15 protein-coding genes are annotated in these 13982 nt (G+C 66.4%); 3 read left to right on the plus strand and 12 right to left on the minus strand.

Annotated features, from left to right (window positions below; all coding sequences use genetic code 11):
* Positions 1-150: 150 nt before the first annotated feature.
* From RCF13_RS09330 to RCF13_RS09340, 3 genes are all read right to left on the minus strand, one after another.
* Positions 151-930, minus strand: coding sequence for a hypothetical protein (locus RCF13_RS09330; protein WP_061480065.1), 780 nt, complete (start codon positions 928-930; stop codon positions 151-153).
* A gap of 153 nt (positions 931-1083) precedes the next feature.
* Entirely contained in the window at positions 1084-1467 is a 384-nt protein-coding gene (locus RCF13_RS09335) for a nuclear transport factor 2 family protein (protein ID WP_061480064.1), read from the minus strand.
* 53 nt (positions 1468-1520) lie between these two features.
* Positions 1521-2096: a TetR/AcrR family transcriptional regulator gene (locus RCF13_RS09340; RefSeq protein WP_231352189.1), complete on the minus strand. Its 576-nt coding sequence runs from the start codon at positions 2094-2096 to the stop codon at positions 1521-1523.
* A 69-nt stretch (positions 2097-2165) separates the two neighbouring features.
* On the opposite strand from RCF13_RS09340, the gene RCF13_RS09345 reads away from it, so the two are divergent.
* Positions 2166-2711: a thioesterase family protein gene (locus RCF13_RS09345; protein WP_005410204.1), complete on the plus strand. Its 546-nt coding sequence runs from the start codon at positions 2166-2168 to the stop codon at positions 2709-2711.
* Positions 2712-2714: 3 nt separating this feature from the next.
* Here RCF13_RS09345 and RCF13_RS09350 read toward each other — a convergent pair whose 3' ends face one another.
* Together RCF13_RS09350 and RCF13_RS09355 are read right to left on the minus strand one after the other, a co-directional pair.
* The gene (locus RCF13_RS09350) at positions 2715-3437 is read right to left on the minus strand and encodes a hypothetical protein (RefSeq protein WP_231352190.1); all 723 of its coding nucleotides are present in this window, start codon (positions 3435-3437) and stop codon (positions 2715-2717) included.
* A gap of 67 nt (positions 3438-3504) precedes the next feature.
* The gene (locus tag RCF13_RS09355; RefSeq protein WP_308141092.1) at positions 3505-4638 is read right to left on the minus strand and encodes an agmatine deiminase family protein; all 1134 of its coding nucleotides are present in this window, start codon (positions 4636-4638) and stop codon (positions 3505-3507) included.
* 6 nt (positions 4639-4644) lie between these two features.
* Between RCF13_RS09355 and RCF13_RS09360 the strand changes: the two genes are divergently transcribed.
* Positions 4645-5013, plus strand: coding sequence for a LysR substrate-binding domain-containing protein (locus RCF13_RS09360; RefSeq protein WP_235643251.1), 369 nt, complete (start codon positions 4645-4647; stop codon positions 5011-5013).
* Here the strand turns inward: RCF13_RS09360 and RCF13_RS09365 are convergent.
* Together RCF13_RS09365 and RCF13_RS09370 are read right to left on the minus strand one after the other, a co-directional pair.
* Positions 4988-5770 carry an SGNH/GDSL hydrolase family protein gene (locus RCF13_RS09365; RefSeq protein WP_134968708.1) on the minus strand — a complete coding sequence of 261 codons (783 nt, stop codon included), beginning with the start codon at positions 5768-5770 and terminating at the stop codon, positions 4988-4990. The two genes, RCF13_RS09360 and RCF13_RS09365, sit on opposite strands and share 26 nt — an antisense overlap.
* A 49-nt stretch (positions 5771-5819) precedes the next feature.
* Positions 5820-6785 carry a DUF2268 domain-containing putative Zn-dependent protease gene (locus RCF13_RS09370; protein ID WP_231352193.1) on the minus strand — a complete coding sequence of 322 codons (966 nt, stop codon included), beginning with the start codon at positions 6783-6785 and terminating at the stop codon, positions 5820-5822.
* Between the two features lie 138 nt (positions 6786-6923).
* Between RCF13_RS09370 and RCF13_RS09375 the strand changes: the two genes are divergently transcribed.
* A complete protein-coding gene (locus RCF13_RS09375; RefSeq protein ID WP_134968707.1) occupies positions 6924-7907 on the plus strand; it encodes a hypothetical protein in 984 nt (327 codons plus the stop codon).
* Positions 7908-7920: 13 nt separating this feature from the next.
* On the opposite strand, the gene RCF13_RS09380 is transcribed toward RCF13_RS09375, so the two are convergent.
* From RCF13_RS09380 to RCF13_RS09400, 5 genes are all read right to left on the minus strand, one after another.
* Complete coding sequence (locus RCF13_RS09380; RefSeq protein ID WP_134968706.1) at positions 7921-8241, minus strand: hypothetical protein; 321 nt, start codon at positions 8239-8241, stop codon at positions 7921-7923.
* Between the two features lie 126 nt (positions 8242-8367).
* The gene (locus RCF13_RS09385) at positions 8368-8898 is read right to left on the minus strand and encodes an FtsX-like permease family protein (protein ID WP_134968705.1); all 531 of its coding nucleotides are present in this window, start codon (positions 8896-8898) and stop codon (positions 8368-8370) included.
* Positions 8899-8933: 35 nt separating this feature from the next.
* Positions 8934-10751 (minus strand): M3 family metallopeptidase, encoded by a 1818-nt coding sequence (locus RCF13_RS09390; protein ID WP_229298568.1) that lies wholly within the window; start codon positions 10749-10751, stop codon positions 8934-8936.
* Positions 10752-10931: 180 nt separating this feature from the next.
* Complete coding sequence (locus RCF13_RS09395) at positions 10932-13394, minus strand: prolyl oligopeptidase family serine peptidase (protein ID WP_308141093.1); 2463 nt, start codon at positions 13392-13394, stop codon at positions 10932-10934.
* Positions 13395-13562: 168 nt separating this feature from the next.
* On the minus strand, positions 13563-13892 hold the full coding sequence (locus RCF13_RS09400) for a hypothetical protein (protein ID WP_061480047.1): 330 nt from the start codon (positions 13890-13892) through the stop codon (positions 13563-13565).
* Between the last annotated feature and the right edge of the window lie 90 nt (positions 13893-13982).

The raw sequence follows: 13982 nt of genomic DNA on the forward strand, positions 1-13982 counted from the left end.
CATCCAGCGCCCCGGTTCCCGATGCAATACGACAAGCTCCCGATAGGTGAAACCGCCAGGACACGAATCCTCGGCGACCGCGATCATAGCCCACTGTTCATTGCGGCTGAAAACCGGTCGGGACCGGGCCATATGAAGGAAGCAACCGCATTACAGCCCCTGGATGACCTGCAGCAGATGGCTCGCACCTGGCTCGAGTTCCTGAGCAAGCCAGCCCAGTACCGCGAAGAACAGCAACAGGCCGATCAGCGGCCAGGCCGTGTGCGACACGCATACCCGCCACCATCCCTGCTCGTGCATGCCCTGCATGCGCCGGTACAGGCCGCCGGCGATCGCCGCGTCCACCAGCAGTTCGGCCATCAGCACCGGCGCCGACCACACCACCCACACGCTGGCCAGCAGGACGGTCGCCACCAGCGCGACGATGCCGAGGATGGCCAGCAACGGCAAGCCCGCTTCGTCTTCAGCGAGCCCGGCCAACGGCAGCTCTCCGGCGTCGCCACTGCTCACCGATGCCGGCTCGTTCCACGAGGCCGACGCACCGCCACCGCCGGAACGGCCGCCGGCGCCGCTCCACGGTGATTCCACGGCACTGCCGCGAGGGGATGGGCTGCCACCGCCCACATCCGGCGACAGGCCATCCAGTACGTTGTCCCAACGCCAGCGGATCCAGATCCACATCAGCAGCAGGAACACGCCGTAGGCCAGCACGACGGCCATCGGGTAGCGAAACCACATCGCGTCGATACCGGCCAGGCGCAGCAGGTGCGAGGCAAGGAAACCGGCCGCACCGGTCAGGGCGACGATCAGTGCCATCTGCAGGCGTGGCCAACCGCGCTGCTGCAAGTGCCTGCGCGCACGCACGACTTCGCTGCCGCGGTTCATCGGCAATGTCAGTGGGCTGCGTGAAAAATGGCGCGAGCGCTTCATGCCGCCGCCAGGGGGCGGGAGGCATCGCGGCCAGGGACCTCGGGAACCTGATGCTGCATGCGGACATCCTTGCCGGGCACGCGTAGGCGGTGTTGGGCGGATTCTACCGCGGGCAGCTCCGCTGTCCAGACGGCGGTTCCAAGCGGCCGATCCTCAGCTGCGATCAATGATCCGTTCGATGCGGCCACCCGCGAACACGAACTCGCTCTGGCCCTGCAGTTCCAGCTCAGTGCCCGCACGCGGTCCATCGGGAACATCCTGCGCGAACACGCCGCGCCAGCCAATCGTCGCCGTCGCCCGATCACCATCGAGCACCAGCGCCAGCAAGCGCTGTTCGCGCTCGCGGAACAGGCGCGCAGATTGGCGTGCCAGTTCGCCAAAGGCATCGACGCCTTCGGTGACCATCGTCAACTGGCCGCCACTGTGATTCTCGAAGCGTACGTTGTGCGCCAGCACGGCCAGCATGGCGTCGATATCGAAGCGGTTGTAGGCCTGCAGGTAGTGCTCGATCAACTGACGATGGTGCAATTCGTCCATGGCGGCATCCAGTCGTGGGCTGCTGGCGAGTCTGGCCTGCCCGCACCGGCCGATCAAGGCCGCGTGGCCGCCTTCAGCAACTGCGCGGCCACCTGGTCGAACGGGGCAATGTCCTGCAGAGCGCGGCACATCGCCACCGCACCTTCCACGCTGGCGATCACCAGGCTGGCCAGTTCACCCGCCGCTGCCGGGGCATGCCCTTCAGCGACGAACGCCGAGGCGAGATGGCCGTGCCAGCGCGCGAACACCTCGGCCGCCGCCGCGCGGGGTTGGCTGGGCGTCGCCTCCACCGGCTCCTCCACGGCAGCGGCCAGCACCGGGCAGCCGGCGCGGAATTCTGAGCGCAGCAGACGCTCGCGCCACATCGCCAGGAACTGCTGCAGGCCCTGCACCGCCCCACCCTCCAGCAACTCCATCAGCAGCGCCTCCACCTTGTCGCCAGCCATGTGGGTGGCGCGCGCCAGCAACTCCTGCTTGCCGCCGGGAAAGTGGTAATAGGTGGAGCCCAGCGGTGCCTCGGCCAGCTTGGTCACCTCACGGATGCTGGTGGCATTGAGGCCTACCCGCGCCAGCATCTGTGCCGCAGCATCAATCACGCGTTGTGGCGCATCAGAGGGTCGCGGGCTCACGGCGGTCTCCTTGCTAAGACAGTCGTCATAGATTAGCGTACCGGCCGTTCTATAACAGTCGTCATAGCCATGAATCTCTGGTTCCGCCTGCTCCACCTGCTGCTGTGCAGCCTGTTCCGGCCGAAGCTGGAGGCGCCGTTCGGGGTCTCGCGGCTGCAGTTCCGGGTACTGCCCAACGACCTGGACAGCAACCTGCACATGACCAACGGCCGCTACTGGAACATCTTCGATCTGGGCCGGCTGGACCTGATCCTGCGCATGGGCCTGGGCCGGGTGGCGCTGCGCGAGAAGTGGGCACCGATCGTCGGCGCTGGCACCATCCAGTTCCGCCGTGAACTGAAGCCGTTCCAGCGCTTCACCCTGGAAACACGCCTGGTCGGCTGGATCGGCTCGCGCGGCATCATGGAGCAGCGCGTGCTGATCGGGCCCGAGCAGAAGATCGCCACCCGTGCGCTGCTGGTCACCGGCATCTACGACCGTCGCGCGCGCCAGTTCCTGGGCATGCCGAAGATGATGGAAGCGATCGGCGTGGTCGCCCCGCCCTCGCCTCCACTCAGTGCGGCCGCCGAAGCGCTGCTGGCCGCCGACGCAGCGTTGAAGCAGGACGACGCCTGAGCCTCAGGGAGCCGCCACCGGCATCATGTGCTGTCCGCGCGATACGACCTGGGTACGCCCTCCCACGTGCAGCACGTACTCGAAGGACTGCCGCATGCGGCTGTACGCGCCACCCTCCGGCACGCCGTAGTTGGCACCCACGCTGAGGGTATGCCGGCCCGGCGGCAACGGCTTGAGCATCACCCAGTAACCGTCGGCGGCGGCCAGCCGTGAGTCTGCGTCATCGGCATCCATGCGGAAGCAGCCTTCACTGCGCACCCGATGCATGCGCATGTCGCCCAGGGGTTGCCCATCCAGCAGCACCACTGCACTGATCAGGTAATCGTTGTTGACCGCCGCCCCGGCCTGCAGCTCCTTGCAGGACACAGACTCATCCACCTGGTAGTGCGCCATGTTGATGATCGGCAGCAGCAGGTACTTGCCAGCCGGCACCACGCATTCGCGATGTGGCCGGAAACGGCCATTGGTGCCGGCCAGGTACCAGACCGGGCCTTCCTGGCCCAGATCACACACACGGCCATCCGGGTCGAGATAGGGCGCGCCGCCCTGGGCGTCGGCCCACCGCCACCAGCGGGCGGTCCATTCGGCCAGTGAAACGCCGCCCACCGGTTCACGCGTCAGCGGCGAAGGCGCCGCCGTGTCTGCACTGAACGCCGGCACGGCCGCCAGCAGCAGTGCCATCGTTGCGCCGCTGCGGCGCAGCCATCCCTGGATTCCCTTCCGCATCACCCACCCCATCGTCCCTGGCGGCCACGCTGCGTGGCCGGCTCCGGGGCCACTTTACCTTGGCTGACTACACCTTCGGCATGTTCTTGGTCACGCAATGGATGCCGCCACCGCCGCCGGCAATCGCATCGATGTCCACCTGCTCGATCACACGACCGGGATACATGTCTTCCAGCAGTTCACGGCAGACGCCATCGGCTTCGTCGTCACCGAACTCCGGCGTGACCACGGCGCCGTTGATCGGCAGGTAGTTGATGTAGCCCATGGCCAGATCGTCGTTGTCGCGGGTATGCACGTTGTCGCGCCCGTCCAGGGGCGGCGGCAGCGTGTGCACCTGCAGGCGACGGCCATCGGCATCGGTGGCCCCGCGCAGGATGTCCAGGTGCTCGCGGGTCAGATCGTAGTCGTAGGACTCCGGATCGTTGTCCAGGTTGGCGATCACCACGCCCGGGCGCACGAAACGGGCATAGAAGTCCACGTGCGCATCGGTGATGTCCTCGCCGGCGATACCGGGCAACCAGATCACCTTGCGCAGGCCAAGGTGATGCTTCAGCTCCGCCTCAACATCCGCGCGCGACCAGTCCGGATTGCGATTGCGGTTCACCCAGCAGCTTTCGGTGAGGATGGCGGTGCCATGGCCATCGACTTCGATGCCACCGCCCTCACCTACCAGATCGCTTTCCAACAGCGTGGCGCCGGTCACCTGCGCCAGCCAGGGCGCCACCGCGCCATCGTTGCGTGCGCTCTGCTTGCCACCCCAACCGTTGAAGTTGAAGTTGACCAGCCCCAGCCCGCCCCGGTCATTAGTGACGAAGCAACCGCCGTAATCGCGCACCCAGATGTCATCCAGCGGCACCTCGAGGAACTCGATGTTGTCGCGGCCGCAACGGTCCTGCGCCTGCTTCAACTGTGCCGGGCGGCACAGCACGCTGACCGGCTGGTGGCGGGCGATGGTACGGGCCAGCCGCGCCACGGCGGTGTTCACCGCATCAGCGTGCGCGCCCCAGACCCGAGGCTGCGCGGCGAAGGCCAGGAAAACGCGCTCCTGCGGGCCGTGCTCGTCCGGCATGCGCCAGATGCCCGCACCCGGCCCCGCTGCGGACGCGCGGCCCGGCAGCCCGGCCAGGCCCAGTGCGGCCAGCCCGCCAAGAAGTGCCAGCATCGCGTACTGCTGCAGGACCGTCTCTATCCGGCCTGCCATCCGGCGCTGCTCGCCACACCGGTACAAGAACGCCTGACCCTGCATGGCGAGCGGGAAATGGACTGGAGCCAGTGGCAGGTCCAGGGCGGCGCCGATGTCGGCCAGCGCCGCGAGGGCATGAACTTCTCCGAACCCGGGCAGCTGCTGGATGCCGCCTGCCAAGGGCTGGGTATCGCGCTGGTCAGCGAGCTGCTGGCCGCACGCGCCTGTGAACAAGGGCTGCTGCAACCCCTGGATGATGCACGCGTGCGCGGCCCGCGCTGGAGCTGGCTGGTGCACGAGGACAGCGCGGCGGATCCGCTGGTGATCAGTTTCTGCGAGTGGTTGCTGGCGAGCCTGCCCGCTGACGCTACTTCTGCTGCAGCGCGCGCTTGACTGCCGCCTCGGCCAGCGGCGCCATCACCGCATAGCCCTTCGCCGTGGGATGCACGCCGTCCTCGGCCAGCTGCGGGTCCAGCCCTCCGGCGGCATTGGCCATCGGCGTGTAATAGTCCAGATAGACCAGCTGCTTCGCATCGGCATAGCGCTTCAATGCCGCGTTCAATGCGCGCACCTTGGGCGCAGGTGCCGTACCCGGCAACCACGGGTAATCGCTGACCGGCAGCACCGATGCCAGTACCACGGCGATGCCATGTGCGCGTGCCAGGTCCACCATCGCGTGCAGGTTGTCTTCAATCATCGCCTGCGTGGTCGGGCCGGTGTTGCCGGCGATGTCGTTGGTGCCGGCCAGGATCAACACCACCTGCGGCTTCAGTGCCAGCACGTCCTGCGGGAACCGCACCAGCATCTGCGCCGTGGTCTGGCCACTGATGCCGCGGTTGAGCCAGCCCTTGCCGGAAAAGAACGATGCGCTGCCTTCCCTGCCCCAGCCTTCGGTGATGGAATCACCGAAGAACACCACGCGTGGTTGCCCCGGTACCGCCGCAGGCAGCCGCGCGTTGGCTTCACGATAGTGCTGCAGCTGCGGCCAATCGGCCAGACGCTGCTGCATGAAACGCACTTCGTCCGCGCGCAGGCTTTCGACAGGCTCCAGCAGTAACGGGTTGATTGCGGGCATCTCGGCCGCCACCCCGTGGGCGCTCAGCGCGATACCGAGGGCAACTGCGGCCAGGCCGCCGGACAAGGAACGCATGGGGTCTCTCCCTTGAATGTCCGGGCCAGTCTAGCGCGCGGCCCCGCGCTTACCGCGCCGCCGACCGCGCGGCCACGCCGGTCACCTTGGCCGGCATCCACATGCCGGGCGTCCAGCCGCTGGCAGCCAGGATTGCCTTCGGGTTGTCCTGCTGGATCAGCGCACGCACTGCATCGCGCTTGTCCTTGGCCCGCAGGTAATAGGCCTTGGCGATGCGGTAGCCCACCCAGTACCCGAGGTCATAGGGCTCCTGCGAACCAGGCTTGTAGTTGTACAGCCACGGCGACAGATCGGTACTGTCCACATCCAGCGCAAAGGCGCTTTCAATGTGGACCTCGCGGCCGCGCGTCCACGCCGCATGGCGACTGTTGCCGACGTTGCCGGAAATCAATTCGGCGATGAATTCGGCGATACCTTCGCCCAGCGAAACACGCAGCACCGTCGCATGCGGGTCGCCGGGCTCGAAATCGGTCAGGCCGGTCTGCTGGATGTGCACGTACTCGTGCGCGATCACGTGCACGAAGCGGTCCTGCACATTGGGATTCATGAAATCGGCTGCGCACAGCGCTTCCAGGCCGATGATCACCCCGCTCTTCGAGGTCAACCCGACCGGTCGGCCGCGGCCGACCGCGAGGGTCACCGGCAGAAACGCGGCCTGCGGATAGATCGCCTGCAGGTTGCCGAACACCTGCACCAGACGCTGCTTCACCGCCGGCAGCTCCGCCAGGCAGCTGCGGCCCTGCGCATACACCCCGGGCTGGCCGGCAATGGCTTCGGCCATGCGTTCGGGCGTGACCCGGCGCGCCTTCGCCAGTTCACCCAGGCCCGGACTGCCTTCGGCCAGGTAACCGGCCAGCTGGGCGACGCTGGGCTTGCCGCCGGTGCTGTCGTAGATCGCGTAGAAGCGGCTGGCATCGGTGGTGAGGATCTGCGGCCCCGGCGGAGTACCCGCCGACGCCACGCCAACCGCCCCAGCACAGGCCAGGGCAAGCAGGCAACGCAGGAAACTGGACATCGCTCCGTCCTTGGTGGAGTGCATGCGAAGCGCGCAATCTATCACTCCGCCCCGGCCACCGCAGCGGGCACATGCAGGCCCTTCGGGGCTGTGCCAGACTCACTCAGGCACCTGCCATGGATGATGGAGCACCGCACGATGATGATCGTTCCCGCGTACTGGGCCGAAGCCCGCCTGCAGGCCCGTTTCCGTGGCCGGCCGGTGGTCGTGCGCCGCTTCGGCTGGTCCGATGAGGGACCTGCCGAGGCCCAGGCCCACGCCGACCGCCGTGCCAACGAAGCCCTCAATGCCATCCTCGCCGGGCAGGTGCTGCCGCGTCGCGAAGTGCGCAGCAACTATGGCGTGGAGGGTGTGCCAATCCGCGAGCAGATCGTGCAGCGCGACGGCGATGTCATCATCACCCGCAACAGCTATGGCGCATTGTGTCTCAACAGCCCCGACGTGCTGTTTGCCGACATCGACCATGCGCAGCCACCGGCCGGCTGCGTGATACCGGCCATCGTCGCTGCGATCCTGCTGCTTGCCGGCGCCATCATCGGCACCCTGCTCTGGCACTGGCTGGTGGGCCTGGCACTGGGCGTGGCGGCAGTGCTGCTTGTCAACGCGGCATTGCTGATGCGGCGGAAGCAGCGCCTGGCCGCCGCCGGCGGTGCTGAGGGGCTTGCGCTGAAACGCGTGGACGCGTTCAGCGAACAGCATCCCGATTGGCACCTGCGTGCCTACCGCACACCCGCCGGGCTGCGCGTGCTGGCGATGCATGCCACGTTCTCAACGGAGGACGAGCAGCTCCAGGCATTCTTCAAGGCACTGGGCACCGACACCCTGTACGCGCGCATGTGCCGGCTGCAGCATTGTTTCCGTGCGCGACTGACACCGAAGCCGTGGCGCGTCGGCCTGAAGTACCGCATCCGGCCGCCGGTGGCCGCGTGGTCAGCCGAACAGGCCAACAATCCGGATCGACTGGCCTGGATTGCCGAGTACGAAAAGAAGAGTGCCGGCTTTGCCGCGTGCACCTACCTGCGCAGCTTCGGCGACACCTCCCGGGTGCATGCCAAGGCCGAGCATGTGCGCGAGCTGCACGATCGGCTGTCGCACGCTCAGGACCGGTTACCGCTGGCCTGAGCGCAACGCGCGCTCAGTCCACGCCCTGCACGAACGGCTGCCCTGCCAGGGTAACGCCCAGCCGCACCGCGATCTGCTGACCTTCCTTCTCGAAGGTCGTGGCGCATTGCTTGGCGCCTTTTTGGCATCCGACTTCCGGAAAGCCCTCGAGTGACTCAGGCGCGCCCTGGACCGGACTCACCTGCCACCCTGCCGCATCCATGAGGCGCTTGGCCTTGGCATAAGGCATGCCGGCGACAATGCCCAACTGCGCCAGTTCGGAGGGGAGTGATTGGCCATGCAGGCTCGGCGTCATCACCAGCGCCAACACTGCGACAACACGTTTGGACTTCATAGGTGAAAACCATGGCAGACAGCAACAGGCCTGCAGCGTATCGCAGCGTCCGCACGCCATGGCACCCGCATCACATATGGTTACGCAACCGCAACGGCCAATGACACGAGGTCGCCCTTCGATCCATCAGGTACTGTTGAGAACCGCCACGGGCGCCTCGCGCGCCGCCCGCCGCGCCGGTACCCAGGCAGCCAGCTGCCCCAGGGTGAACACCAGCCCGACGCCCAGCACCAGGTACTCGGGATCGATGCGAGGTACCTCGTAGTAGCGCGAAACCCAGACATTCAACGCCAATGCCAGCACACTGCCAGCGAGCGCGCCGACGAAGGTCAGCATCAGATTCTCGATCATGAAGTAGCTGGTCACATCGCGCCTGCGGGCACCCAGCGCACGTCGTATGCCGATCTGCGGATAGCGCTTGCGGACCCAGAAGCTGGCCAGCCCATACACGCCCGTGCCGGTCACGATCAACAGCGAGATGCCGGCGCACAGGAAGATGATCGCCATAGTCTGGTCACGCCGGAAGTATTCCGCACGCAGTTCGCTGAAGCGCTGGACCCGGGGCAGCATCCGGTTCGCTTCGCGCGCGGCCAGCGCATTGCGGGCCGAGTCGAGGACCGCGGAAAGCGCGTCCGGCTCGCTGCGCACCGCGTACATCACACGGGTGCCGGCAGCAGCAGGCTGTCGCCTGTTCAGCGACCGCGCTTGCGCTCGATTTCCGCGTGCAGCCCCTGCAGCCGCACCAGGTACTGCTGGAAAACGCCCAGATCTTGCTCGACCAGGCGTGACCAGTCGGGCTTCGCATTCAGCAACTGCTCGACCTGCTGCTGCGGTGGGCGATCAAACCCCTCGCCCAGGACGGCCAGGTAGCGCTCCCTGAATCCCTCCGGATCCTGCTGGTCCTGGGCGAAGAGCTGCACCGCAATCAGTCCGGCATACAGGTAATTGGCCAGGTAAAGCGGATCCTCATACATCAGCCGCTTGGATACCCAGGTGCTGCGCAGCTCGGGATACTGCTCCGATGCGCCCCCATACCGGCCCAGTACCTTCATCGTCAGCGCATCAAGCGCGTCTGCATTGCCAACCCCATCGGCGGCCACTTCCTGATAGATGGACTGTTCCAGATCGGCCTCTTCAGACGAGACGAACAGCTGCAGGATGATGTCATCGAGCAACGACTTCAGGTAATACGCCTTGGCACGTGGATCACTGGCCTGCCGGTAGAGCTGATCGCGGAACTTCAGTTCGTTGTAGATGGCGAAGGCCTCGGTCAACCACTTGTTGCCGTTGCGCTGGAATGATGATGCGCCGCCGCGCTGCATCCACTGGCCATGCATGGCATGGCCGGCTTCGTGAGCGATCTGGACATCCCCCTCCAGATCGCCCTGGCGATGGCCAACGAACAGCAACGAAGGCACACCGGGGGCGCTGATCGAAAACGCATCCATCGCGCGCCGCCCTGCCGATCCGCCCAGATCCATGCGTCCGCCCGCAGGATCGAGCAGCCCGCGCAGCCCTGTCACGTAATGCGGCCCCAGCACCTGCATTGATGCTGCCGCCGCATCACGCAACTGCGCCAGGTCAAGCGGCGGAGGAATATAGCCCGCATCAGGCAGGTCCATGTCCCAGATCTGTGGAGACGCCTGGCCCATGCGCTCAAGATGGGTCAACTGCATCTGCTGGTAGTTCCGCCGCAGCAGCGCGTGGCGCGCTACCGCCGCCAGTGTCGCGTCGACGGCGGCCTGATCCAGGCCCATGTGCCGGTAGCTGCGGTCAGGCGCAGTTCCATCGCCCTGCAGTTCCGACGCATGCTCGTTGAGGCGGACCAGGCCCAGCAGCACCGTTGCCATTTCGCTGCGCCGCGACGCCATTCCCTGCCAGTAGGCACGCCATGCCGCTTCGCGCAGTGAACGGTCCGGCAGGCGGGAAAGGGCTCGCGCGTCGGTGCGGCTGTCGAGCGTGCGGCCTTCATGTTCGAAGCGGGCAAAGGGCGCCGACTGCAACAGCTGCCGGTGCAGGCGCCCGAAGCTGTCCAGCGCCGGGTCAGCCAACGTGTCGACCGCATCCACCAGCGCTGCATTGGCCGGCTGCACATCCTCCCGCAAAGCCCGTTCACGCAGGTCGGCATGCGGCGCGATCCAGGCAGCGTGCGCGGGCGCATCACGCAATGCCTGCTTGGCAATCGCCGCGATGCGTCCACATGTGCTGGCGACTTCGCCCTGGGTGTTGGCCCACCGGGCATCATCGGCATTGCGCGCTGCCTGAAGATGCAGGTAGCCATGGTGGCGGAGGCACTCGCCATACAGCTGTTCGGCCTGCTGGAACCTCACGTCTGGCGGCGCATGAAGTGCCTTGAGGGCATGGGTCCTCCGCTCGAGGTTCTGCCACGCCTCACGTTCCTGGGAGGCGCTGCCAAAGTAGCTGCGGTCATCTGCCCGCAGAGCTTGCGCTTCCACTCCGTGTGTCATCCCGGCCAACAGCGTCGCGATGACAAAAGTGATGGCGCGCATCCCATTGCGATGCATCGATGTCTCCTGGTCTGTTTCCACTCCCAGCTTAGCAGCCCGGGTGGACCCGGATGCCTCATGGCAGGTGGCTTCCCGATTCCCGATTGCGCATCCGGATCCAGGCCGTCTACCCACTCACATCCCGATACAGCAAGGCCGCCCTGGGGCGGCCTTCCCGTCTCCTTACTTGGCGTTCTTCACGTAGGTGTCGAACCAGTTCAGCATTTCCGCCACCAGCTGCTCGTTCGATTCCAGCGCGGTGTACCAGTGCGGTTCGTTCGGCAGCATCACCAGCCGCGTGATGCCGCCGTTGCCTCGGATCGCCTGGTAGAGCTTGCGCGACTGGAACGGCTCAGTGCCCGGGTTGGCGTCGTCCTCGCCGTGGACCAGCAGCAGCGGCAGCTTGATCTTGTCGGCATAGAAGAACGGAGAGGCCTTCAGGTACACGTCCTGCGCCTGCCACACCGAGCGACGCTCGTTCTGGAAGCCGAACGGGGTAAAGGTCTTGTTGTACGAACCGCTGGTCGCCACGCCAGCCTTGAACAGATTGGTATGGGCGATCAGGTTGGCGGTCATCAGGCCGCCATGGCTGTGGCCGGTCACGCCGATGCGGTTGCGATCGACCACGCCCATGTCCACCGCCTTGTCCACCGCTGCCTTGGCGTCGGCTTCCAGCTGTTCCAGGTAGGTGTCGTAGGCGTTCTTCGGATCGCCCACGATCGGGAACGAGGCGTTGTCGATGATCGCGTAGCCGGCCAGCAGCATCAGGCGGTACGGCTGCAGGCGGGTGAAGGTCTGCTGCGAACCGGACACCTGCCCCGCCTGCGCGGCGTTGGCGAAGTCGGCCGGGTAGGCGTACAGGATCGCCGGCACGCGCTGGCCTTCCTTGTAGCCCGGCGGCGTGTACAGGGTGAACGACAGGTCCACGCCATCGGCACGCTTGTAGGTCACCAGCTGCTTCTTGATCTGGCGCACTTCCGGAGTCGGGTCGACCAGCTTGGTCAGCGCGGTCGCGGTGGACGCGAACTGCGCCTCGCCGGTCTTCGCATCGGCCACCGCCTCACCCTGCTGACGGATGAAGGCGTTCGGCGGATCGATCACCGACTGGTGCCAGGTCAGGTAGCGCCCAGGCGTATTGCTGAAACCAAGGAACTGCTCGTAGGCATCGGCGCTGCTGCGGAACAGGCGCTCGCTCTTCAGCGTGCCGAGGTCGAGGCGGTCGAGGAACGGACGGTCGCCCTGCGGCGAGGCACCACGGCCGCTGAGGAAAACATGGTTGCCCTCACGGCGCACGACCTGCGCACCATTCGGCAGGCGGGTGAAGACCAGGTTGCCGGGGTTGCCGTACAGCTCATCGCTGGACATGTCCCACAGCAGGCGGCCTTCCTTCTTCGGCTGGTCCACTTCGACGATGCGGGTCTGCATCCAGTGGCGGTTCTCGTCGTTCTCGAACTGGAACGCCACGGCCGGATCGGCAGTCCATGCGAAGCCTTCGAAGCGTTGTGCAGTGCGGGTGATCTCGACCGGCTTGCCGTTGAACGGCGCCTTCAGCATCAGTACCCGATCGCGATGCGGCACGCTGACCTTCCAGTCGCCCTTGTCCAGCGCTTCGGCATAGACCAGGGTAGCCGGATCGGTGGCACGCCAGTCGAAACCGCGCGGGCCTTCCGGTACGCCGTGCACCGGCACGCGGTCGGCCAGCGGCAGGCTGGCGATCGGCGTGGACTTGCCGCTGGCGATATCCAGCACGGCAACGTCGTTGGCGAAGCGCTGGTAGGTCACCGCATGCGAGTACGGCGCCTTGATCGATTCGGTCAGCACGTGCACGCCATCGGGCGCGGCGCTGACTTCGTTGAACAGCGCCGGCTGCCCGACCGGACGCACGCTGTTGGCGGCGGTATCGACCACGGCCAGCTGCGAGGCGCCGTAGTAGGCGAACAGCTTTTCGTCATGCACGCTGGTCAGCGTGTCGCGGGCTTCGTAGGTGCTGCTCTCGCCGCTGCTGCCCAGCGACTCCTGCGCATCCGGGCCGGTCGGCACGCCACCATTGGACGGCGCCGGGCCCTGGTTGGCCGGAACCAGCTTCACCAGCAGGTTCCGGCTGCCGCCCAGCCACTGCACGGTGTAGCCGAAGATCGGGTTCAGCTGGACGTTCGGCACCTGCTTCACCTGGCCGGTAGCGGCATCGCCTACCCACAGCTGCACGCTGGTATCGACCGCGTTCTGGAACGCAAAGTGGCTGCCATCGGCCGACCACAGCGCGCCGGTGGCGCAGCCCTGCGGCAGGTTGACCTTGGTCTCCTTGCCGCTGCCGATATCGACCAGGGTGAAGTCGGCCACGCAGGCCGGAATGCCGTAGCCACCGGGGGTGTCGTGCCGGCTGCGGTTCTTCGGTTCCAGGCGCACGCCAGCCAGCTTCAGGTACGGCTGAGCGACACGGCTGATCGACGGGTAGGTCTGCGCAGTGGTCAGCAGCAGGCGCTGGCCACCCGGGGCCACGTTCGGTGCCGGTGGCGGCGGTGCCTTCAACACCTTGAGCAGGTGCTCCGGCGGCTTCGCGTAATCAGCGAAGGCCGGGCCAGCGGCCAGCAGGCCGACGGTGGCAACGGCAACGGCCGCCGCCAGAGAGGTTCGACGGATCAGCATCCTTATCCCCTGGGTGTGAATGGGTACCCGGAATCGGGTATGGACCCGAATCTAGCACCGCAGGGGATGGGGTGAATGGGCCGGAAGGGCTAGAGGCCGGATGGGGCAAAGTGGGACACGCCCGGAGAGGCCGGCGATGGACCGGCATCTGCCAGGCGTGGTCTGTCGTCACTGCTGGGCGTGCAGGTCCCAGGCAGTCAGGTAATCGGGGTCGACCACGATCATGCCACTGTTCCGCATGCGGTACTCGCCGGGCTCGGCGGGCAGGTACTGGTCGAGCATCGGCGGCAGATAGCGCTCATGGCCGTCATTCTCGTCCGCCAGCACCACGCCTTCGTCGGCGCTGATGCGCAGCACCGTACCGGCGTATTGTTCCAGCCCCTGCACCTGGCCGTCACCGCCATAGCGGGTGACGCCCACCAGCACCACCTTGCCGATCATTTCCTCGACCTTGGCATCGTCCAAGGGCGGCAGCATGGGAGTGAATTCATCGCTCATCGGTGCACCTCCGTAGCCTGCTGGACATCGTGGATGAGGTTTCCGCTTCGCAGTGCGCGTCGCTGGCAGCCGAGCAGGTGCCCAGCCCGA

The sequence above is a fragment of the Stenotrophomonas maltophilia group sp. RNC7 genome, from assembly GCF_030910085.1.
Lineage (GTDB): Bacteria > Pseudomonadota > Gammaproteobacteria > Xanthomonadales > Xanthomonadaceae > Stenotrophomonas > Stenotrophomonas sepilia.

Excerpts from the sequence above, each read along its gene's own strand:
- RCF13_RS09330 (WP_061480065.1), bottom strand. The coding sequence starts at position 930 with ATGAAGCGCTCGCGCCATTTTTCACGCAGCCCACTGACATTGCCGATG.
- RCF13_RS09335 (WP_061480064.1), bottom strand. The coding sequence starts at position 1,467 with ATGGACGAATTGCACCATCGTCAGTTGATCGAGCACTACCTGCAGGCC.
- RCF13_RS09345 (WP_005410204.1), top strand. The coding sequence starts at position 2,166 with ATGAATCTCTGGTTCCGCCTGCTCCACCTGCTGCTGTGCAGCCTGTTC.
- RCF13_RS09350 (WP_231352190.1), bottom strand. The coding sequence starts at position 3,437 with ATGCGGAAGGGAATCCAGGGATGGCTGCGCCGCAGCGGCGCAACGATG.
- RCF13_RS09355 (WP_308141092.1), bottom strand. The coding sequence starts at position 4,638 with ATGGCAGGCCGGATAGAGACGGTCCTGCAGCAGTACGCGATGCTGGCA.
- RCF13_RS09365 (WP_134968708.1), bottom strand. The coding sequence starts at position 5,770 with ATGCGTTCCTTGTCCGGCGGCCTGGCCGCAGTTGCCCTCGGTATCGCG.
- RCF13_RS09370 (WP_231352193.1), bottom strand. The coding sequence starts at position 6,785 with ATGTCCAGTTTCCTGCGTTGCCTGCTTGCCCTGGCCTGTGCTGGGGCG.
- RCF13_RS09375 (WP_134968707.1), top strand. The coding sequence starts at position 6,924 with ATGATGATCGTTCCCGCGTACTGGGCCGAAGCCCGCCTGCAGGCCCGT.
- RCF13_RS09380 (WP_134968706.1), bottom strand. The coding sequence starts at position 8,241 with ATGAAGTCCAAACGTGTTGTCGCAGTGTTGGCGCTGGTGATGACGCCG.
- RCF13_RS09385 (WP_134968705.1), bottom strand. The coding sequence starts at position 8,898 with ATGTACGCGGTGCGCAGCGAGCCGGACGCGCTTTCCGCGGTCCTCGAC.
- RCF13_RS09390 (WP_229298568.1), bottom strand. The coding sequence starts at position 10,751 with ATGCGCGCCATCACTTTTGTCATCGCGACGCTGTTGGCCGGGATGACA.
- RCF13_RS09395 (WP_308141093.1), bottom strand. The coding sequence starts at position 13,394 with ATGCTGATCCGTCGAACCTCTCTGGCGGCGGCCGTTGCCGTTGCCACC.
- RCF13_RS09400 (WP_061480047.1), bottom strand. The coding sequence starts at position 13,892 with ATGAGCGATGAATTCACTCCCATGCTGCCGCCCTTGGACGATGCCAAG.